This is a genomic window from Streptomyces sp. NPDC002206, assembly GCF_053593595.1.
In genome coordinates, this window is sequence record NZ_JBSFCW010000005.1 from 66,315 (window position 1) to 83,698 (window position 17,384).

The window sequence follows — 17,384 nt, forward strand, 5'->3', positions numbered from 1 at the left end:
GATCTTTCGTGTGGAAATACGGGGCTGATGGCAGGGCTGGTGTGCCTGGCCGGTCACGGACGACGCAGCGCGTCGGCCGCGGCGGTGGCCGCGGGGCCTGCCGCCAGCTCGGTCTCCAGCAGCTGCTTACCGAGCAGCTCCGGGTCCGGGAGCTCCATCGGGTACTCGCCGTCGAAGCAGGCGCGGCACAGGTTCGGCTTGGCGATCGTCGTCGCCTCGACCATCGCGTCGAGCGAGATGTACGCGAGCGAGTCGGCACCCATCGACGTGCAGATCTCGTCGACCGACATGCCGTTGGCGATCAGCTCCGCGCGGGTCGCGAAGTCGATACCGAAGAAGCAGGGCCACTTCACCGGCGGGGACGAGATCCGGATGTGGATCTCGGCGGCGCCGGCCTCGCGGAGCATCCGGACCAGTGCGCGCTGGGTGTTGCCACGGACGATCGAGTCGTCGACGACCACCAGGCGCTTGCCCTTGATGACTTCCTTGAGCGGGTTCAGCTTGAGCCGGATGCCGAGCTGGCGAATGGTCTGGGACGGCTGGATGAAGGTCCGGCCGACGTACGCATTCTTGACCAGACCAGCACCGAACGGGATGCCGCTGGCCTCCGCGTAACCGATGGCGGCGGGGGTGCCGGACTCCGGGGTCGCTATGACCAGATCGGCCTCGACCGGGGCCTCGGCGGCCAGCTTGCGGCCCATCTCCACGCGGGAGAGGTACACATTCCGCCCGGCGATGTCGGTGTCGGGGCGGGCCAGGTAGACGTACTCGAAGACGCAGCCCTTGGGCTTCGCTTCCGCGAACCGCGAAGTGCGCAGACCGTTCTCGTCGATGGCGACGAGCTCGCCCGGCTCGATCTCGCGGACGTAGCTGGCGCCGCAGATGTCGAGGGCAGCGGACTCCGATGCCACCACCCAGCCGCGCTCCAGCCGGCCGAGGACCAGCGGGCGGATGCCCTGCGGGTCGCGGGCGGCGTAGAGGGTGTGCTCGTCCATGAAGACGAGCGAGAAGGCGCCCTTCACATCGGGAAGCACCTTGGCGGCGGCCTCCTCGATGGTGAGCGGCTTGCCGTCGTCGTCGGTCTGGCCGGCGAGCAGAGCGGTCACCAGGTCGGTGTCGTTCGTCGCGGCGACCTGGGTGGCGCGGCCCTCCTTGCGGGGAAGGTCGGCGACCATCTCGGCGAGCTGGGCCGTATTGACCAGGTTGCCGTTGTGACCCAGGGCGATCGAGCCGTGCGCGGTCGCACGGAACGTCGGCTGCGCGTTCTCCCACACCGAGGCACCGGTGGTGGAGTAGCGGGCATGACCGACCGCGATATGGCCCTGGAGAGATCCCAGAGAGGTTTCGTCGAAGACCTGCGAGACCAGTCCCATGTCCTTGAAGACCAGGATCTGGGACCCGTTGCTCACTGCAATGCCCGCGGACTCCTGTCCACGGTGCTGCAGGGCATACAGTCCGAAATAGGTGAGCTTGGCGACCTCTTCACCCGGAGCCCAGACACCGAAGACGCCACAAGCGTCCTGGGGGCCTTTCTCTCCGGGGAGCAGGTCGTGGTTGAGTCGTCCATCACCACGGGGCACGCCACCGAGTGTAGGCGAGATCGACCACTGGTCCGAATTGGGGACACCTCGCCGGAACGCCTGGGAAGGGCACCGAAACGCCCTTCCCGGGGTTGATCAAGCGGTCACCGACGGTGAAGGCTTTCGGCTGCGGGCACCCACGACGTGGCGCGGGAGAGGCTGCGGGGCGGTTGAGGCCTGGCCTGGCGGCGGGTTACCGACCGGTTCCGGCCATAAGGGTGTCACGGGGGCTGCAGGGCCGGGCGCGCGCTCGGCGAGTCGGTCGGCGGACCGGGAAGGCGCTGGCCGAACGCTCGTTTCGTGGTGAGCCTCACACCGGACGAGGGGCCGACGGGGCGGTATGCGGCTTTCCCCGCCACCACGCCTCGGTTCCCGGATTGCACCGGGCCCAGGTTTCGGATCACGCCGCCCCGGATTCGGGATCTCGCTGCCCCGCGGTGCGTCGGCCGGCGTCCGGAGTGCGAGACCGGCGTTGACAGGCGCATGCCCCCTTGGCAGGCTCCTGACCCATACAGCCTCTCGGTGACCGTTCGGTCACGCTCGCGGAGCGTCGCCACATCGATCTGGGACGTGTCGCGAGCGCCATCTGTCGCTGCACCTGATTTCCGCGACGCGGCGCGCGTCGACGCGCGCCTGTTGACGGTGCCGAGCCCGCCCCCCGCGTCGGCGCCCTCCGCCCCCGCCCCCGCTCTCCCTCACTCGCACCCACGTACGCGTCCGCATGTGACGCCTGACGGGTCCGCCCAGGCCTTTCCTCCACCGCCCGCCGTGCACGGCCGAGCCCTGCCCTGGAGCAGTCATGCCTTCTCGCGATTCAAGCAGTTCGAACAAAGGTACGGATTCGATGCCACTGACCCGGCGCGCCTTCGGGACCGCCGTCGGCGCGACCGCCGCGACCGCCGCAGTCGGAATCCCGGCCGTCGCCACCCCCGCCTCCGCCGCCACGCCTGTCTCAGCGGCTGCGGCGGCTTCCGCCGAGGCCGCCCGTGAGCGCCCCTTCCGGGCGGCCCGCGGCAAACACTCCCGGCGGCCCAACATCCTCTTCATCCTCGGCAACGACCTCGGCTGGGCCGACCTCTCCTCGTACAGCTCCCCGCACATCCACACCCCGAACCTGGACCGTCTCGGCCGCCAGGGCGTGCGGTTCACGGACGCCTACGCCGGCTCCGCGACCACAACAGGCCGTGGCTGCTCGAACTCAACTTCACCACCCCGCACTGGCCGTGGATCGCGGAGGGCGACACGGCCGAGAGCGCCGAGATCGTCCGCAGGATCAGGGCCGGGGGCCTGACGGGGCTGTTCCACGCGGACGGCGGCTCGGTCGAGAAGTACCCGCTGGACGGCATCAGCCTCGCCGGATACCTGCTGAGGGGCGAGGAGCCGAAGGAGCGGGATCTGTTCTGGCGGGTGCGCGGGGAGCGGGCGCTGCGACGCGGCGACTGGAAGTACTACCGGGGCAAGGGCGGGGCCGACCAGCTGTTCCAGCTCGCCCATGACCAGCGGGAACAGGCGGACCGGGCACAGGCCGAGCCGAAGCTGCTGGCCGAGCTGCGGGCGTCCTGGGAGAGGACGGACGCCGGACTGCTGCCGTACGCGACGGGGTCCTGACTCACTTCCCGGGTGCGGGTGCCGTGGCGCTGAATCCCTCTCCGTTCGCCGCGGTGAGGGTCAGCGTGCGGTGAGCGATCCTGTACGTCGTCCTCCCGTCCAGGATCGCGAGCAGCGCGCGTTCCACCTTCATCTGCGGATCCGGGCACATCATCTTGGTGCCGTTGATCCGGCCGAACGTGATGGCGGAGCCGGAGACCGTCGCGGCGCCGCGGACATGGTTGCAGCCGGGGCTGCCCTGCACGGAGTCGTCCTTGCCGAAGCTCAGTTGCGCCTTCTTCTCCGCACCGGCGGGCAGCGACGAGGCGGTCGAGCCGGAAACCAGAGCGGTGACGGTCCAGGTGGTGCCGATGAGCGGGGCAGAAGGCTCCGAGGTGAAGGCGATGGAGTCGCCCTTCGCCGTGGTGAGGGTCAGGTGCTTCTCCGTCACGGCGGCGGTGAGGCTGCCGCTGAACGTGCTGGACAGGGCCCGCTCGAACTGCTGAAGATCCTTCTCGCAACCCATCTCGGTGGTCGTGGCCGGCTTCACGGTGACCGTGTCGCCGTCCACGCGGACCGCGGCAGTGAAGTGGTTCCAGCCGAAGTTCCCGGTGGCCCTGCCGTCGGGCGTGATCGTGACCTGGGCGCCGTCCGGGGCCGCAGTCCTCTTTCCTCCGACCGTCACCGAATCGACGTTCCAGTGAACGCCGGTGACGGGCAGGTCGGTCCGTACGGTGCCGCTGCCGTCGCCGGAGCCGGAACCCGACTCCGTACCGCACGCGGCGAGGGTGAGGAGGGCCAGGACGCTGACAACCATACGTTGTCCGAACATGGTCATGTGACGGTATGAGGGGCCGATCCGGTTCCCCCCGCCCATGTCAACCGAGCAGTGGCAGCAGGTCACCCAGGTCGGCCCGTTCACCGCTCGCGCTGACCTTCGCCTCGTCGAGCGCCCGGGACCACTGGGTACGCCCGGTGGCAAGCCGGATCCAGGTCAGCGGATCGGTCTCGACGACATTGGGCGGCGTACCGCGGGTGTGCTTGGGACCCTGGACGCACTGGACGACGGCGAACGGCGGGACGCGCACCTCGACCGAACCGCCGGGCGCCTTCTCCGCGAGGGCGTCCGTGAGCAGCCGGGTGCAGGCGGCGAGGGCCTGCCGGTCGTACGGGATGTCCAGCCCGGTCGCCGCGTTCAGGTCGTCCGTGTGCACGACGAGTTCGACCGTGCGGGTGACGAGGAAGTCGCCCAGCCGCATCACGCCCACCCGGGTGGGCAGCAGCCGGTCCTCGCCCGCGCCCGGCACCACCGCCTCGAACCGGTCGGCGACCTCCGCGTACAACGCGTCGAGATCGGGGCGGTCCGCGGCGAGCGCCTTGGTGTCCTCGGTGATCCGGCCGGCCCGCCCGGCGGTCGAGAACGGCCACTCCAGCAGCGTGAGGCCGGGCTTCTCGCCGGGCGGCTCCGGCAGCTCCAGGTTCCGGCAGGCGTTCGAGACAGCCATCGTCAGATGGGCGGCGAGATCGCGCACCGTCCACTCCCCGAGCCGGGTCGGCAGAGCCAGCTGATCCGGCGTCAGAGTGCCGACCGCGGCCCGGACATGGGCGAACTGCGCCTGCACGGCGGTGCGGGTCCGGACGAGGTCGTAGCGGCGGGCGCGCTTCTGGGACGGCGGCATGGCAGCGAGCCTACGGGCAGTCGGCAGGCGCCGTGCCCCAGTCGGGAGCAGCCGGTCACGGTGTGATCGGGACAGGCAGCGGGCCGAGGGCTCCGAGCCGCACCGGCGCTGCCGCTCACCACCGCCGAGGACCGATCCGGCACCGGTACGCGTGCAATGACGAAGCCCCCGCCCGGTGGACCGGACGGGGGCTCGCTCAAAGCGCTGGCACGGAACCGACTCAGGCGAGCAGACCCGGAATCGTCGCCTCGTGCGCCGTACGGAGCTCGCTCAGCGGAATGCTGAACTCGCCCTGGACCTCGATCTCCTCGCCGTCCACGACACCGATCCGGGTGACGGGCAGACCCCGCGCCCCGCACATGTCGTTGAAGCGGAGCTCCTCGCTGCGCGGGATCGAGACGACCGCGCGGCCCGCCGACTCCGAGAAGAGGAACGTGAACGCGTCCAGACCGTCCGGCACTACCAGCCGGGCACCCTTCCCGCCACGGAGGCAGGACTCGGTGACCGCCTGGATCAGACCGCCGTCGGAGAGGTCGTGCGCCGCGTCGACCATGCCGTCGCGGGACGCCGAGATCAGGATCTCGCCGAGCAGCTTCTCGCGGCCCAGGTCGACCTTGGGCGGCAGACCGCCGAGGTGGTTGTGGACGACCTCGGACCAGGCCGAGCCGCCGAACTCCTCACGCGTGTCGCCGAGCAGGTAGAGGAGCTGGCCCTCTTCCTTGAAGGCGACCGGCGTACGCCGTGTCACGTCGTCGATCACACCGAGCACGGCCACGACCGGCGTCGGGTGGATCGCCGTCTCACCGGTCTGGTTGTACAGCGACACGTTGCCGCCGGTGACCGGGGTGCCGAGCTCCAGGCAGCCGTCCGCGAGACCACGGGTGGTCTCGGCGAACTGCCACATGACATCCGGGTCCTCGGGCGAACCGAAGTTCAGGCAGTCCGAGATGGCGAGCGGCTTGGCACCGGAGGTGGCGACATTGCGGTACGCCTCCGCCAGTGCGAGCTGCGCGCCCGTGTAAGGGTCGAGCTTCGCGTACCGGCCGTTGCCGTCGGTCGCCATGGCCACGCCCAGGTTCGACTTCTCGTCGATCCGGACCATGCCGGCGTCCTCGGGCATCGCGAGCACCGTGTTGCCCTGCACGAACCGGTCGTACTGGTCCGTGATCCACGCCTTGGAGGCCTGGTTCGGCGAGGCGACCAGCTTGAGGACCTGCTCGCGCAGCTCGGCGGCGTTCGCCGGGCGTGCCAGCTTGTTCGCGTCGTCGGCCTGCAGCGCGTCCTGCCAGGACGGGCGGGCGAACGGGCGGTGGTATGTCGGGCCCTCGTGGGCGACGGACCGCGGCGGCACGTCGACGATCTGCTCGCCGTGCCAGAAGATCTCCAGCTGCGAGCCCTCCGTCACCTCACCGATGACGGTGGCGATGACGTCCCACTTCTCGCAGATCTCCATGAAGCGGCCGACCTTGTCCGGCTCGACGATCGCACACATGCGCTCCTGCGACTCGCTCATGAGGATCTCCTCGGGCGAGAGGGAGGAGTCGCGCAGCGGAACGGTGTCCAGCTCGACGCGCATACCGCCGGAGCCTGCCGAGGCCAGCTCCGAAGTGGCGCAGGAGAGGCCCGCGCCGCCGAGGTCCTGGATACCGGCGACAAGCTTCTCGCCGAAGATCTCCAGGGTGCACTCGATCAGGAGCTTCTCCTGGAACGGGTCGCCGACCTGGACGGCCGGACGCTTCGCCGGGCCGGTCGACTCGAAGGTCTCCGAGGCCAGGACCGAGACGCCGCCGATCCCGTCGCCGCCGGTGCGGGCGCCGTACAGGATCACCTTGTTGCCGGGACCGGAGGCCTTGGCGAGGTGGATGTCCTCGTGCTTCATCACGCCGATGCAGCCGGCGTTGACGAGCGGGTTGCCCTGGTAGCAGGCATCGAAGACGACCTCGCCGCCGATGTTCGGCAGACCGAGGCAGTTGCCGTACCCGCCGATGCCCGCGACGACGCCGGGCAGGACCCGCTTGGTGTCGGGGTGGTCGGCCGCGCCGAACCGCAGCGGGTCGACGACCGCGACGGGGCGGGCACCCATGGCGAGGATGTCGCGCACGATGCCGCCGACGCCGGTTGCCGCGCCCTGGTAGGGCTCGATGTACGAGGGGTGGTTGTGCGACTCGACCTTGAAGGTGACCGCGTAACCCTGACCGACGTCGACCACACCGGCGTTCTCGCCGATGCCGACGAGCATCGCGTCGTTGGCGGGGACCTTCTCGCCGAACTGCTTGAGGTGGACCTTGCTGCTCTTGTACGAGCAGTGCTCGGACCACATCACGGAGTACATGGCGAGCTCGGCGCCGGTGGGACGACGGCCCAGGATCTCGCGGATCCGGGCGTACTCGTCCTCCTTGAGGCCGAGCTCCTTCCAGGGCTGCGCGACGTCCGGGGTCTCGGCCGCGTGCTTGACCGTATCCAGGCTCATGCGTTGACCAGCTTCTTGATGATCGAGGTGAAGAAACCGAGGCCGTCGGTGCGACCGGTTCCGATCAGCGGCTCGACGGCGTGCTCCGGGTGCGGCATCAGACCGACGACGTTGCCCGCGGCATTGGTGATGCCGGCGATGTCGCGCAGCGAACCGTTGGGGTTCACGTCCAGGTAGCGGAAGGCGACGCGGCCCTCCGCCTCCAGCTCGTCGAGGACGCGCTCGTCGGCGACGTAGCGCCCGTCCATGTTCTTGAGCGGTACGGCGATTTCCTGGCCCGCGGAGTAGTCCGAGGTCCAGGCCGTCTCCGCGTTCTCGACGCGCAGCTTCTGGTCACGGCAGATGAAGTGCAGGTGGTTGTTGCGCAGCATCGCGCCGGGCAGCAGATGTGCCTCGGTCAGAATCTGGAAGCCGTTGCAGATGCCGAGGACCGGCATTCCGGCCTTCGCCTGCTCGATGACGCTCTCCATGACCGGCGAGAACCGGGAGATGGCTCCGGCCCTCAGATAGTCGCCGTAGGAGAAACCGCCCGCCAGGATGACCGCGTCGACCTGGTGCAGGTCCTTGTCGCGGTGCCACAGCGATACGGGTTCGGCGCCCGCGACGCGTACGGCCCTCAGGCTGTCCTGGTCGTCGAGCGTGCCGGGAAAGGTGACGACTCCGATACGAGCAGTCACTTCGACTCCTCGGCCTTCTCCACCTTCACGGTGAAGTCCTCGATGACGGTGTTGGCGAGGAACGTCTCGGCCATCTCGTGAATACGGGTGAGGGCGGCGTCGTCGACCGGCCCCTCGACCTCGAGCTCGAAACGCTTTCCCTGACGTACGTCCGCGATTCCCTCGAAGCCGAGACGGGGCAGTGCACGCTGCACCGCCTGTCCCTGCGGGTCGAGGATCTCGGGCTTGAGCATGACGTCGACTACGACGCGTGCCACTGGCACTCCCGGTGGTGGTGTGGTGCGGCTGTTTCTCCGGGGGGTTCCCCAGACCCCCGCAGGTGACCTCAGCCTACCTGGCCAGAAATTCTACGCGGGTAGATATCACCAGGCCCTGATCACGCGGAGATATCGGCCGTGACAACGTGCGGGAAAAGTCCCGCGAAAAAACCCTCACAGCATCGCGCATAGAAGGCGGACACGCGGAGCTAATTGGCTGGGCTTCACAATGCGGTGCCTACCGCTGTACAAATGATTAGCAGGGAAAGCAGTATTGCCTCTAAACAGTCGACACATGTCGGCCCCCATCCGCCCAGCAGCCGGAAGGCCGGCATCGGCGCATGTCAGACGCGCCGATGCCGCAGGAAAGGACCAATATCCGTGGCTCAGCGCGTAGTGGTCACGCTCTCCGACGACATCGACGGGGGAGAAGCGGCGGAAACGGTTGCCTTCGCCCTGGACGGGAAGTCGTACGAGATCGACCTGAATCCGTCCAATGCAAAGAAACTGCGCAAGGCCCTGGCCCCGTACATGGCAGCCGGCCGTAAGCAGACAAATGCCAGCAAGCACGGCAAGACCCCCGTGTCGTACCGGCACACCTCGCTCGCACCCGACCCGGCGGCCGTGCGCGCCTGGGCCCGGTCCCACCGAATGGACGTACCGGCCCGCGGCCGGATCCCCAAGAAGGTCTACGAGGCCTTCCGCGAGGCGAGTTGAGGGACACCGGAACGCACCTTGCGACGACACCCCGCAGGCACCGACTTGCGCGACACCCCATCAGGTCGGCTAGAGTCTGGAGCACGCCGAGGGGCAAGGCCGAAAAGGCCGAACCTCACGCAGCGTGCGGGTGTAGTTCAGTAGCAGAACATCCCCCTTCCAGGGGGAAGGCGCAGTGTGCAATTCCTGTCACCCGCTCTGCATCACTCTTATGGACCACTGCGGTGGATCAGGTAGAGTGGTGTTCGCACCGCCCAGTGAAAGCTGAGCGGCAGCAATGCGGACGTGGCTCAGTTGGTAGAGCATCACCTTGCCAAGGTGAGGGTCGCGAGTTCGAATCTCGTCGTCCGCTCTTGATCGTGTTGTTCGAAGGCCCTGGTCGATATCGACCAGGGCCTTCGTCGTATTCCGGCGCCCTGCTCCGTGACTGCCCATGACGTTTGTCATGGGCAGTGGCGACAGTTCGCACTGCTCGCGGCCGCCATCCGGCGGAAGCCTGAAGGCATGAGCAGCGATGAATGCGTGATCGAGGCGGACGGAGTACGGCGACGCTACGCCGACGGTTTCGAGGCCGTGACCGGGATCTCCTTCTCCGTGGCGCCCGGCGAGATCTTCGCGCTGCCCGGGACCAACGGGGCGGGCAAGACATCCACCGTCGAACTGCTGGAAGGCCTGACCCGGCCCGACAGCGGCACGGTCCGGGTGCTGGGCCACGAGTGCCGGGCCGGGCGGGTTCCCCGACCTGTGGATGGCGCTCGGCGGCGCCGTCCTGCCGTTCGGCATGTGGTGCGGCCTCAGTGTGCGGCTGCGGACCCTCGCCCTGGCGCACTTGGGCCTGCCGGCAGCGGTGTGCGGGGCCTGCGCGCTCGTCGGCGGCCGTGAGCTGGTGCTCGGTGCTCCGGTGTCGGTCGGCTTCTGGGGCGGCTGAACCGTGCTGACCTCGCGCTGCTCCGCCTGGATGCTGGATGCGATGTGGAAGCTCCGGGAGGCCAGGGACGTGCAGGCGCGCCTGGCGGTCGCCGAGGAGCGGCTGCGGTTCGGCCGGGACATGCATGACGTGCTGGGCCGCAATCTCGCCGTGATCGCGTTGAAGAGCGAGCTGGCGGTGGAGCCGGCGCAGCGCGGCAGGCCGCAGGCCGTGGACCAGATGGTGGGGGTGCAGCGGATCGCGCGCGCCTCGCAGCAGGAGATCCGCGATGTCGTACGGGGCTACCGGGAGGCCGATCTGCGTACGGAACTCACCGGGGCACAGAGCGTGTTGCGGGCGGCGGGGATCGAGTGCGGCATCGAGGGGGACTCCGGTGCGGAGCTGCCCACGCCGGTGCAGTCGGCGCTCGGCCGGGTCGTGCGGGACGCGGCGACCAACGTGCTGCGGCACGGCGATCCGCGGCGCTGCACGATCCGGCTCGGGGGGACGACTGACACGGTGGTGCTGGACGTGGAGAACGACGGGGCGGGCGCTGCGGTGGCGACGGCCGGTGCGCGGGGTTCCGGGCCGGCCGAGCTGCGGGAGCGGCTGGACACGTTGGACGGTTCGCTGGACGCGGGGCCGGCGGGGAACGGGCTCTTCCGGCTGACGGCGACCATCCCGGTACCGCAGCCGCGCACGGGTCCCTCGAAGGAGGAACGATGACGACCGCGCAGACCGTACGTGTGCTGCTCGCCGACGACGAGCATCTGATCCGGGGCGCGCTCGCCGCGCTGCTCGCGCTGGAGGACGACCTCGTGGTGGTCGCGGAGGCGGCGACCGGCCCGGAGGCTCTCGCCATGGGGCGGGCCCACCACCCCGATGTGGCGGTACTCGATCTGCAGATGCCGGGAGCGGACGGTGTGAGTGTGGCCACATCGCTGCGGGCCGAGCTGCCCGCCTGCCGGACGATGATCGTGACCGGTCTCGGCCGCCCCGGACATCTGAAGCGGGTGCTCGCGGCGGGTGTACGGATGTTCGTGCCGAAGACGGTCAGCGCCCGGCAACCGGCCGGCATCATCCGTACCGTGCACGCCGGAAACCGTTATGTGGACCCGGAGTTGGCAGCCGACGCGATCTCCGCCGGGGACTCGCCGCTGACCGTGCGCGAGGCCGAGGTACTGGAACTGGCGGCGGACGGGGCGCCGGTGGCGGAGATCGCGGAGCGGGCGTCCCTGTCGCAGGGGACGGTACGGAACCACCTCTCCGCGACGGCCTCGAAGCTCGGCGCGAAAAACCGTCATGCGGCAGTGCGTCTCGCGCGGGAGCGAGGATGGGTATAGTGGTTCTCGCGCTTCGGCGCATGCGAACGTAGCTCAGCTGGTAGAGCGCAACCTTGCCAAGGTTGAGGTCGCGAGTTCGAACCTCGTCGTTCGCTCCACGAAGAAGGCCCCGGTCCTCGTGACCGGGGCCTTCTTCGTGTCCTACTGCCAGGTGTTGCCGGTGAGGAGCTCGTACGCCTCCAGGTACTTCGACCGGGTCGCGTCGACGATCTCCTGCGGCAGTGCCGGGGGCGGCTGTTCGCTCTTGCGGTCCCAGCCGGAGGCCGGCGAGGTAAGCCAGTCCCGTACGAACTGCTTGTCGTACGAGGGCTGGGCCTTGCCCGGCTCCCAGGCGGCGGCCGGCCAGAAGCGGGACGAGTCCGGCGTCAGCACCTCGTCCGCGATGATCAGCTCGTCACCGTCGAAGCCGAACTCGAACTTCGTGTCCGCGAGGATGATGCCGCGCTCACGGGCGATGTCCCGGGCCCGGGCGTAGACGTCGAGGGTGGTGCGGCGCAGCCGGGCCGCGGTCTCGGTGCCGACCTCGCGGGCCACCTCCTCGTACGACACGTTCTCGTCGTGGTCGCCGACGGCCGCCTTGGTGGCGGGGGTGAAGATCGGCGCCGGGAGTTCGGAGCCGTCGACGAGGCCCTCGGGGAGGGCGAGGCCGCAGACCGTACGGGACGCGTCGTACTCGACGAGCCCCGAGCCGGTCAGATAGCCGCGGGCGACACACTCGACCGGGACCATCCGCAGCGACTTGCAGATCAGCGTCCGGCCGGCCCAGTCCGCGGGCGCCCCGGCGGGGAGCTCCGTGGACAGGACGTGGTTCGGGACGAGATCGGAGAGCTGGTCGAACCACCACAGCGACAGCCGGGTGAGGACGCGCCCCTTGTCGGGGATCTCGGTGGGCAGGACCCAGTCGTACGCGGACATACGGTCGCTGGCGACCATGACGAGGTCGCCCGCCTCGTTCCGGTACAGATCCCGCACCTTGCCGGTGTGGAGGTGGGTGAGTCCGGGGACCACCACGGGCTCGGGCTTTTCTACGAATCCGGACACGCTGCCTCCGCGTAGGTTGATCCAGGAGTCGTTCCGATTGTCCCGTATCCGGATGGGGTGGGGTGGAGCGGGGTGGAGCAGGGGCAGTGCGTGGCGGCGGTGACGCGTCGTTCAGGCGTGTTTGCAGATGCGGTCGAGGAGATTGGCGGTGGCGCGCTGGATGCGCGGGTCCACATGCCCGGGGCGGTCCAGCGCCGGGGACCAGGCGAAGGTGCCGGAGGCGAAGACGAGGGCGCCTGAAGGGGCCCGGTACAGGGATGTCTCCTGGTGGCGCGTCGTGCCTTCGCTGTCCTGGTAGGGGGAGTGGGCGAGCAGGATGCGGTTCTCGTGCGGGGGGAGGGTGGTGCGCGGGAAGTAGCGGTCGGCCTCGCCCGCGACCAGCCCGTCGATCTCGTCGCCCTCGTCGGCCCCGGTCGCGTCCCAGAGCCAGTGCTCCGCGTTCCGTACGACCAAGGGGTGGGGGTCGGGGACCCGGCCCGCGTACTGGATGCCGAGGAGCTGCTGCTCGGCCCGGTCGACCTCGCGCCAGAGCGCGGGCTTCCCCGGGCCGCGGCGCTTGCGGCAGGTGAGCAGCCGGTCCGGCACTCCGGACGGCGACGGGGAGAGGCTGACCTGCCAGTACATGGTGTTGGCGGAGAGGAAGACCAGCGAGGTGCCGCCGTCCCGGGCGGCCTCCGCCGTGCGGCGCATCGGGACGGACCAGTACTCGTCGTGGCCCGGGAAGACCAGGCCCCGGTAGCGGCTGACGTCGATCCGGCCCGCGTGCAGATCACGGGTGTCGGCGTAGGCGATGTCGTAGCCGTACCGCTCGGCCCAGCGGATGAAGTCGTAGGCATGACCGACATGGAGCGGCAGTCCGGCACCCGCGTACGGGCGGTCGAAGGAGACGGTGACCGCGGCGTCCTCCTCGCCGAGGAGCCGGCCCTGCTCGTCCCAGGCGTGGTAGAGGCTGGCGCCGGTGCGGCCGTCCTCGGGGTAGAGGTTGTACGCCTGCCAGGTGATGTCCGGCAGGACGAGCAGCAGATCGGCCGGGTGGTTGTCACGCACCGTGAAAGGGATGTGGGAGCGGTGTCCGTCGGCCGTGGTGAGCACGGCGACATAGGCGCCGATCGACCAGTAGGTGGGGATCTGCAGCCGCCAGGACTGCCACCAGTGGTGGCAGGAGACGGTCCGGTCGGCGGTGAGCGGGGGCGGCTGGACGATCCCGGAGAGCCGCGGACTGGTGGTGATCTTGGCGGCGCCGTCGCCCCCGTAATGGCCGATCCGGTAGATGTCCACGGAGAACTGCTGGGGCGGGTCCACGGTGATGTGGAAGTCGATCGCCTCGCCAGGGGCCGCGGCGCCGGTCGAGATGAAGCCCTTGATCTGGCGGTGTACGTCGTCGGCGGTACGGGTGCCGCCTCCGGTACCGCGGGCCAGGGCGAGATCCGCGTACCAGGGGACGACCTGGCCGGTGTCGTCGAAGTAGTTCTCACTGCCGCGCAGCCAGGGCAGGGGGCCCTGGCCGAAGGGGTCGGAGACGGCATGCGCGAGGGCACCCGATTCCCACCGACGAATCTGCTCCGCCCCCATAGCGCTTACCTCCCTCGAGTCCCCCGAGACAACGGTGACGTGCCGACTGTGGTGCGCCGAGTGTCAGCCTGTGGTGCGACGGCTGTCAGCGTCGATCCCCAGCACATCACATAACGCATGCACTCCGTCACCGTTCGTCGCGAATTGGCGTGAATGGAACGAACCCCTCCGGATACTGGCCGGTGCCGGGCGGAGACGGGGTGGGCCGTGGGTCACACGAGGCGGACGGGCTTGTCGGTGCGGACGCCGACCGAGGCGAGCCAGCAACGCAGCGGTCCGGCATCCCCGTCCTCGACCAGGCTGAGCACGGGACTGCCCAGATCGGCCCGGCGCTCGCCGTCGACCAGCAGGGCCGGCCCGTCCAGCCAGTCGAGGCCGGGCGCCGCGCCTGCCGTGTCCACGGCGGCGCAGCAGACCATCGCCGCGACATGGTCGGCGAGCAGCTCCGTGCCGGTACGGGGCGGCTGGAGCGGGAAGAGCGGCAGGGGGTCGGGGCCCCAGAAGTCCAGGGTGTCCCCGTCGGAGGCGGCGCCCGCGGGCGAGCCTGCCGGGGGCTGCTGCGGGGCTGCGGCCTCCTCGCGGGCCACCGCCGCGCTGATCCCGGCCGCGAGCTCTTCGCCCCGCCCGTCCGGGCCGGAGAGCTGCTCGACGACCCGGGCCAGTGTGGGCACGGCCACACCGACGGCATCGGCGCCGTGTGCCCCGAAAGCCCGGACGGTCCCGGCTCCCCCGACCGCCTCGTCGGGCCCTCCGGCCGGGGCGGGACGTACGCCCATCGCGTCGAGGACGCGGAGCAGGCGGGCCGCTTCGGTACGCCACTTCCGGTCGACCACCTCTTCCGGATACTGCTGCCAGTCGACCGGGGACCAGTCGGGACCGGTTCCTGCGGGGCCGCCGTGGAAGAGGCGGGCGGCGAGCAACGAGGCTGCCTCGTCGGCCGCTCCCGGCTCCTCGAGGAGGTCGCAGGCGGGGCGCTCGCCCAGTCGGGAGGTGAAGCCCTCGGCGAGGCGATCGCGCCGGGAGAGCTCGGTGAGGGCGGAGACGACGCCCGCGTCGAGCCGGGACGGCCAGCGGCCCATCTGCCAGGCCGGCAGCGCGACCCGGGTGAGCAGCCGGTCCCAGCCCGCGTAGGCAAGGCCGACCTGCTCCTGCGCCGCGATCCGCAGCCCGTAATCCACAGCCTGTGCACGCTCGGACGCGGCGGCGGCGACACCCCGCTCCATCGCGGCGGCATGGCCGCGACAGCTGCGCAGGAGCAGCCGGGCGATCCAGCCGACGAGGCCGCGCGGCAGCCCGCGCAGCCGCGCGAACCGTCCGGGGGCGGGGACGGCCGCATCGGCGACCGCGCCGTCCAGCCCTCGTAGGAAACGGCGGGCGGCGGCTATATCGGGGTGGGCGGCGGGGCCCGTACCCGCTACGACCGGGGCGAGCACCGCCCGTAGCTCAGCAACCCGCATCCACCACAGGAACGGCGACCCGATGACCAGCACGGGCGCCACCGGCACCCGATGACGACGGCCACCGGAGGCGGCGGGCCGGGTCGCCGAGCTCTCCGCGGGCTGTGCGGAGGGGTGTGTGCGGTCCTCCAGCCAGCTGTCGCAGTCGGGTGTCAGGGCTATGGCCGACGGCGCGGGTACGCCGAGCCGGTCGGCAAGGTCCCGGACCAGCCGGTAGAGATCGGGGGCGGCCTGCTCGGCGAGCGGGACGGTCGGACTGACCGCCGGCCTCGCTCGTACGATCGCGACCGAGACCGCCGCGGCGCCCAGCAGCACGACCGCCGCGCAGGCCGTCACGACCCAGCGCGCGGCGTCCCAACCGCCACCGCCGATGCGGCCCTGCGCGCCTGCGACGAGCAGCACGACGGCGACCGCCGCCGGCACCAGGGCCGCGGCCGTTGCCCTGCTGCGGATGCGCAGCAGCGCGAGAGCTCGGGCGCGCGCAGCCTGCGCACCCAGCTCCTCACCAGTACCGGTACCGGACACGGCCGGACGTCACCCCCTCTGCCCCCGCGGCGGTAGTGCTCACTCCCCCACTGTGGCACCCGTCACTGACATCGCAATGCCGGTGGGCCAAGTGCCGGAACGCTTGCGCCGCACCCTAGTTGGGGCCTCGGCGGGCGTCATCCGGATGGCTCAGCCGTCACTCGATGGAATGGCTTTGGGCAAAGGTGCTGACGGACCGGTGTCCATAGGGCAAAGGCGCTCGGGCAGGGGGCCGGGACGTCCGGGGACGTGCCGCGCCCCCTCGGGCCTCGGGCCCGAGGGGGCGCGATGTGCAGGGCCGGCCGGGGCCGCCCGGTCAGACTCCGGCAGCCTTCCGGGCGATGTCCGTACGCAGCTGCGAGCCGTCGAGCCGGATCCGCGCGGCCGCCGTGTAGGCACGCTCACGGGCGCTGGCGAGGTCCTTGCCGGTCGCGGTCACGGACAGCACGCGGCCGCCCGCACTGACGATCTCGTCGCCGTCGCGCCTGGTCCCGGCGTGCAGGACGTATGCATCCGGGGCATCCTGCGCCGCCACCTCGTCGAGGCCGTGGATCGGGTCACCCGTCCGCGGAGTGTCCGGGTAGTTGTGCGAGGCGATGACCACGGTGACCGCGGCGTCGTCGCGCCACTTGAGCGGGGGCAGCTCTTCGAGGGTGCCGTTGGCGGAGCCCAGCAGGACACCGGCCAGAGGGGTCTTCAGACGGGCCAGGACCACCTGGGTCTCCGGGTCGCCGAAGCGGGCGTTGAACTCGATGACACGGACGCCGCGCGAGGTGATCGCGAGACCCGCGTACAGCAGCCCGGAGAAGGGGGTGCCGCGGCGGCGGAGCTCGTCGACGGTCGGCTGGAGGACCGTCTCCATGACCTCGTCGACCAGCTTGGGATCGGCCCACGGGAGCGGGGAGTACGCGCCCATGCCGCCGGTGTTCGGGCCCTCGTCGTTGTCGAGGGCCCGCTTGAAGTCCTGGGCGGGCTGGAGCGGCAGCACGGTAGTGCCGTCCGTGATCGCGAAGAGGCTCACCTCGGGGCCGTCGAGGAACTCCTCGATGACCACGCGGTCGCAGGCCAGCGCGTGGGCGCGGGCCGCCTCGATGTCGTCCGTGACGACGACGCCCTTGCCCGCGGCGAGGCCGTCGTCCTTGACGACGTACGGGGCGCCGAAGGCGTCGAGGGCGGTATCGATCTCGGCGGGGGTGGTGCAGACGTAGCTGCGGGCGGTGGGGACACCCGCCCCGGCCATCACGTCCTTGGCGAACGCCTTGGAGCCCTCCAGCTGGGCCGCCTCACCGGAGGGGCCGAAGCAGGGGATGCCCGCGGCGCGCACGGCGTCGGCGACCCCGGCGACAAGCGGCGCCTCCGGGCCGACGACCACCAGCTCGGCGCCCAGTTCGGTGGCGAGGCGCGCGACGGCGTCGCCGTCGAGCGCGTCGACCGGGTGCAGTTCGGCCACCTCTGCGATGCCGGCATTGCCGGGCGCGCAGTACAGAGCGGTGACTTCGGGGTCGAGGGAGAGAGAGCGGCACAGGGCGTGTTCGCGGGCGCCGCCGCCGATGACGAGGACCTTCACGGGGT

General features: G+C 70.5%; 15 protein-coding genes, 3 tRNA genes and 2 pseudogenes. 10 read left to right on the top strand and 10 right to left on the bottom strand.

All coding sequences use genetic code 11. The features are described 5' to 3' along the window. Positions 1-53 precede the first annotated feature (53 nt). Entirely contained in the window at positions 54-1,580 is a 1,527-nt protein-coding gene (purF, locus tag ACWCP8_RS12460) for an amidophosphoribosyltransferase (RefSeq protein WP_352264178.1), read from the bottom strand. 509 nt (positions 1,581-2,089) lie between these two features. Between purF and ACWCP8_RS12465 the strand changes: the two genes are divergently transcribed. Next, the gene (locus tag ACWCP8_RS12465; RefSeq protein WP_451116068.1) at positions 2,090-2,182 is read left to right on the top strand and encodes a putative leader peptide; all 93 of its coding nucleotides are present in this window, start codon (positions 2,090-2,092) and stop codon (positions 2,180-2,182) included. Between the two features lie 197 nt (positions 2,183-2,379). After that, positions 2,380-3,188: pseudogene (locus ACWCP8_RS12470) on the top strand (sulfatase-like hydrolase/transferase). A gap of 1 nt (position 3,189) precedes the next feature. Here the strand turns inward: ACWCP8_RS12470 and ACWCP8_RS12475 are convergent. The 5 genes from ACWCP8_RS12475 to purS form a co-directional block, all read right to left on the bottom strand. Further along, positions 3,190-3,999, bottom strand: a complete 810-nt coding sequence (locus tag ACWCP8_RS12475) for an META domain-containing protein (RefSeq protein ID WP_451115822.1) — start codon at positions 3,997-3,999, stop codon at positions 3,190-3,192. 46 nt (positions 4,000-4,045) lie between these two features. Then, positions 4,046-4,846 (bottom strand): sterol carrier family protein, encoded by an 801-nt coding sequence (locus ACWCP8_RS12480; protein ID WP_451115824.1) that lies wholly within the window; start codon positions 4,844-4,846, stop codon positions 4,046-4,048. Between the two features lie 220 nt (positions 4,847-5,066). After that, positions 5,067-7,316, bottom strand: coding sequence for a phosphoribosylformylglycinamidine synthase subunit PurL (gene purL / locus ACWCP8_RS12485; protein ID WP_352264173.1), 2,250 nt, complete (start codon positions 7,314-7,316; stop codon positions 5,067-5,069). After that, a complete protein-coding gene (gene purQ, locus ACWCP8_RS12490; protein WP_356002583.1) occupies positions 7,313-7,993 on the bottom strand; it encodes a phosphoribosylformylglycinamidine synthase subunit PurQ in 681 nt (226 codons plus the stop codon). Before purQ ends, purL begins: the two co-directional genes overlap by 4 nt. Next, positions 7,990-8,250: a phosphoribosylformylglycinamidine synthase subunit PurS gene (purS, locus tag ACWCP8_RS12495; RefSeq protein WP_030929711.1), complete on the bottom strand. Its 261-nt coding sequence runs from the start codon at positions 8,248-8,250 to the stop codon at positions 7,990-7,992. Before purS ends, purQ begins: the two co-directional genes overlap by 4 nt. A 381-nt stretch (positions 8,251-8,631) precedes the next feature. On the opposite strand from purS, the gene ACWCP8_RS12500 reads away from it, so the two are divergent. The 8 genes and pseudogenes from ACWCP8_RS12500 to ACWCP8_RS12535 all read left to right on the top strand — a co-directional run bounded on the left by ACWCP8_RS12500 (position 8,632) and on the right by ACWCP8_RS12535 (position 11,315). Then, the gene (locus ACWCP8_RS12500; RefSeq protein WP_030979955.1) at positions 8,632-8,967 is read left to right on the top strand and encodes a histone-like nucleoid-structuring protein Lsr2; all 336 of its coding nucleotides are present in this window, start codon (positions 8,632-8,634) and stop codon (positions 8,965-8,967) included. A 126-nt stretch (positions 8,968-9,093) separates the two neighbouring features. Next, positions 9,094-9,165 (top strand) — tRNA-Gly (locus ACWCP8_RS12505). Positions 9,166-9,246: 81 nt separating this feature from the next. Beyond that, positions 9,247-9,319, top strand: a tRNA-Gly gene (locus ACWCP8_RS12510). Between the two features lie 152 nt (positions 9,320-9,471). Beyond that, positions 9,472-9,684 (top strand): annotated as a pseudogene (locus ACWCP8_RS12515) (ATP-binding cassette domain-containing protein); the annotation flags it as partial. 31 nt (positions 9,685-9,715) lie between these two features. Then, the gene (locus tag ACWCP8_RS12520) at positions 9,716-9,895 is read left to right on the top strand and encodes a hypothetical protein (RefSeq protein ID WP_451116087.1); all 180 of its coding nucleotides are present in this window, start codon (positions 9,716-9,718) and stop codon (positions 9,893-9,895) included. Positions 9,896-9,898: 3 nt separating this feature from the next. Beyond that, entirely contained in the window at positions 9,899-10,600 is a 702-nt protein-coding gene (locus ACWCP8_RS12525) for a sensor histidine kinase (RefSeq protein ID WP_451115827.1), read from the top strand. Further along, the gene (locus ACWCP8_RS12530; protein ID WP_451115829.1) at positions 10,597-11,217 is read left to right on the top strand and encodes a response regulator; all 621 of its coding nucleotides are present in this window, start codon (positions 10,597-10,599) and stop codon (positions 11,215-11,217) included. Before ACWCP8_RS12525 ends, ACWCP8_RS12530 begins: the two co-directional genes overlap by 4 nt. Positions 11,218-11,239: 22 nt before the next feature. Next, positions 11,240-11,315 (top strand) — tRNA-Gly (locus tag ACWCP8_RS12535). A gap of 43 nt (positions 11,316-11,358) precedes the next feature. Here the strand turns inward: ACWCP8_RS12535 and ACWCP8_RS12540 are convergent. From ACWCP8_RS12540 to purD, 4 genes are all read right to left on the bottom strand, one after another. Then, positions 11,359-12,258 (bottom strand): phosphoribosylaminoimidazolesuccinocarboxamide synthase, encoded by a 900-nt coding sequence (locus ACWCP8_RS12540; RefSeq protein WP_382842590.1) that lies wholly within the window; start codon positions 12,256-12,258, stop codon positions 11,359-11,361. Positions 12,259-12,369: 111 nt separating this feature from the next. Continuing rightward, on the bottom strand, positions 12,370-13,830 hold the full coding sequence (locus ACWCP8_RS12545) for a N,N-dimethylformamidase beta subunit family domain-containing protein (protein WP_352264166.1): 1,461 nt from the start codon (positions 13,828-13,830) through the stop codon (positions 12,370-12,372). Between the two features lie 212 nt (positions 13,831-14,042). Beyond that, positions 14,043-15,812, bottom strand: a complete 1,770-nt coding sequence (locus ACWCP8_RS12550) for a hypothetical protein (protein WP_451115831.1) — start codon at positions 15,810-15,812, stop codon at positions 14,043-14,045. A 316-nt stretch (positions 15,813-16,128) separates the two neighbouring features. Continuing rightward, the gene (gene purD, locus ACWCP8_RS12555; RefSeq protein WP_352264163.1) at positions 16,129-17,379 is read right to left on the bottom strand and encodes a phosphoribosylamine--glycine ligase; all 1,251 of its coding nucleotides are present in this window, start codon (positions 17,377-17,379) and stop codon (positions 16,129-16,131) included. Positions 17,380-17,384: the final 5 nt, after the last annotated feature.